At 42.0% G+C, this 2863-nt stretch carries 2 protein-coding genes; both read left to right on the top strand.

The genetic code is table 11. From position 1 onward, the window contains the following. Positions 1-108: 108 nt before the first annotated feature. Entirely contained in the window at positions 109-1521 is a 1413-nt protein-coding gene (locus H6G17_RS32220; RefSeq protein WP_277876150.1) for an N-6 DNA methylase, read from the top strand. Next, positions 1518-2774, top strand: coding sequence for a restriction endonuclease subunit S (locus H6G17_RS32215; protein ID WP_192162801.1), 1257 nt, complete (start codon positions 1518-1520; stop codon positions 2772-2774). Before H6G17_RS32220 ends, H6G17_RS32215 begins: the two co-directional genes overlap by 4 nt. Positions 2775-2863 lie beyond the last annotated feature (89 nt).

Genomic DNA, 2863 nt, shown 5'->3' with positions numbered 1-2863 from the left:
TGCGGTTTCTCATGACCACACAGGGGACATTTCATTAGACTGTTCCAGAGCAACTACACCTTGTTCAGTCTAGCAGTCCCACGTTTCCCCCTCGCATGACCCGATCGCCTGTTAAAAATTTATGACTGCACCTGTGGCGGCGGCAACCTGTTGTTTGGGGTGGAAGACCGGATTAACGCCAAGGTAAAGCGACTAACCCAAACCTTTGGGCAAGACTGGAATGATGCCCTTTATGCCCTAGCCAAAATTGAAAGTCGGTTTCGGGTAGATTCTAAGATTGAGCATGGCAATACGCTGACGAATGACAAATTCTATAATGATGAATTTGATGTGGTGGTTGCCAATCCGCCTTATGGGGTGAGTTGGAAAGGCTACCAAAAGGACATCACGAACGATAAAACCCAACGGTTTAAGTATCTGCCGTCAATTTCAGATGGTCAGTTGTTGTTTATGCAGCATTTGATCTCAAAGCTGGATGCTAACGGTATGGGGGTTGTGGTTCACAATGGCTCGACGTTGTTTAGTGGGGATGCGGGTTCAGCAGAAAGCAATATTCGTAAATGGATGCTGGATTCGGACATTGTGGAGGCGGTGATTCAATTACCTACAGATGAGTTTTTTAACACAGGCATTTATACTTATCTTTGGGTGTTAAACAAGAATAAACCCGCCCAACGCCAAGATCGGGTGATGTTAATTAATGCCAGTGAGAAGTTTAAGCCGCTGAAAAAGAATAAGGGAGCAAAGCGGAAAGAGGTGGATGAAGCCAGCCGTTTAGAGATTGTCGAAACCCTAGCGCGGTTTGTGGACAACGACTATGCACGGGTGTTTGACAAGGAGTTTTTCTATTTTAATAAGCAGGCGATTATGCTCACGAATGTGGATGAGCAGGGCAGAACTTTTGCTAGTCGTCTCAAGGAGGGCAAAACCAGTCTGAAGCTGTCGCCGCTGAAGTTGGAGAATGGGGAACGGACGTTAACGGAATTTACGATTACGGAGTACGACTTGGAAAGATTTGGCTCGTTGGCAGAGGCATTTGAGCAGGATGTTAAGCCGTTTGTTGATTCGCTGGACTACAAAGAACAACCGTTGGTCGTGACAACGGATAAGGCGATGTATCGGTTTGACGCAGATCGGGAAACGCTGATTAAAGAGGTGATTGGTAAGCAGGAGGAGTTGGGCTGCGGCAAGATTATGGTAAAAGCAGCGTTGAAAAAGGGGACGAAAACCCAGCCAGAAAAGATTGAAATCACGGTGGAGCTAACACCAGATTATCAGAAGGATTATGAGATTATTCCGTTTCATCGAGATGTAGTGGCGAACCAGGAAGCTATTGCGGCGTTTATGGCGAAGTATATCACCAAGCCCTTTGAGTATTTAGAAAATGTGGTGGGAGTAGAGATTAATTTTAATAAGGTGTTTTATAAGCCTGAAAAGTTGAGAAGTGTAGAGGAGATTTTGGAGGAAATTGCGGCTCTTGATGAGGAGTTGAAGGGGCTTGAAGAGGGGTTGGCGTTATGAAAATTGAATATTATCAGGCTTATAAGGATAGTGGGATTGAGTGGCTGGGTGATGTGCCTGAGCATTGGAGTATAAGAAAAGCCAAAACCTTATGTTCGCACATCAAAGACGGAACACATGGCTCTTTTGAGCGAGTAGAGATTGGCTATCCATTGCTAAGTGTCAGAAATATTGTGAATTCAAAGTTTCTATTTCTAAATGATGATAGTTTTATTTCGGAAGAAGACTATAAAAAGATATCAAAATCACTAAAAATTAAAGAAGGGGATTTGCAATTAGCAATAGTAGGAGCAACTATGGGAAAAGTTGCTCTAGTTCCTGCAAATATGCCTGAATTTGTCACTCAAAGAAGTCTAGCTACTTTAAGACCGATTATCAAAATTTTAACTAGCAAATTCTTTCTATATTTTGCTAGTTGTTCTTATTTCCAAGACACATTATGGTCTAATACCAGCTACTCTGCACAACCTGGAATTTACCTTAACACCCTATCAAATATAGATATTTTAGTCCCACCTCTCCCCGAACAAAAAGCGATCGCCCACTACCTCGACACCAAAACCGCACAGTGCGATCGCAAAATTGACCTACTCACCCAGAAGGCAACACTATATGGCAACCTCAAACAGTCCCTCATCAATGAAACCGTGACACGCGGGCTTGATAAATCTGTGCCGATGAAAGATAGCGGGATTGAGTGGATCGGTGAAGTGCCTGAGCATTGGAGCTTATCTAGAATAAAAAATCTGACAAAAACGAAATCGGGAACTACTCCTCAAAGTGGATTGAGCCAATATTATGACAATGGAACTCATTTTTGGGTTCGGACTACAGATCTAAATAATAATAAATTGTATTCTTCAGAGTTCAAGGTTACAGATCTCGCTAGAGAACACTACAACCTGGCTTCCATCCCTATCAGAAGTATTTTGTTGGCGATGTATGGGGGAATGGGGACAATTGGTAAAAACGCAATTCTTCAAGAAGAAGTAACTATCAATCAATCCGTTTGTGCCATATTTCCAAATAACAAAAAGTTTTTTTCAGAATACTTGTGGTACTACATACAATATTTCAGACCTCATTGGGAAATTTTTGCTGATAGTGCAAGAAAAGATCCAAATATTAATCAAGAAGCGATTAAAAGATTGTGGGTTACTCTCCCCCCACTCCCCGAACAAAAAGATATCGCCCATTACCTTGACACCAAAACTACCCAAATTGACCAAATCATCCAAACCCAGAAGTGTTGAATGTTAAGAAATCGCCATAAAAAAGCAGCCCAAAATGTGATAACTTTTGAGCTGAATAGAAATAATAAATGTTAACGATTGATGATACC

Source organism: Chroococcidiopsis sp. [FACHB-1243], assembly GCF_014696895.1.
GTDB lineage: Bacteria > Cyanobacteriota > Cyanobacteriia > Cyanobacteriales > Chroococcidiopsidaceae > Chroococcidiopsis.
The sequence above is the reverse complement of the archived record's forward strand: the minus strand, read 5'-3'. Positions and strand labels throughout refer to the sequence as shown.

Excerpts from the sequence above, each read along its gene's own strand:
- H6G17_RS32215 (WP_192162801.1), top strand. The coding sequence starts at position 1,518 with ATGAAAATTGAATATTATCAGGCTTATAAGGATAGTGGGATTGAGTGG.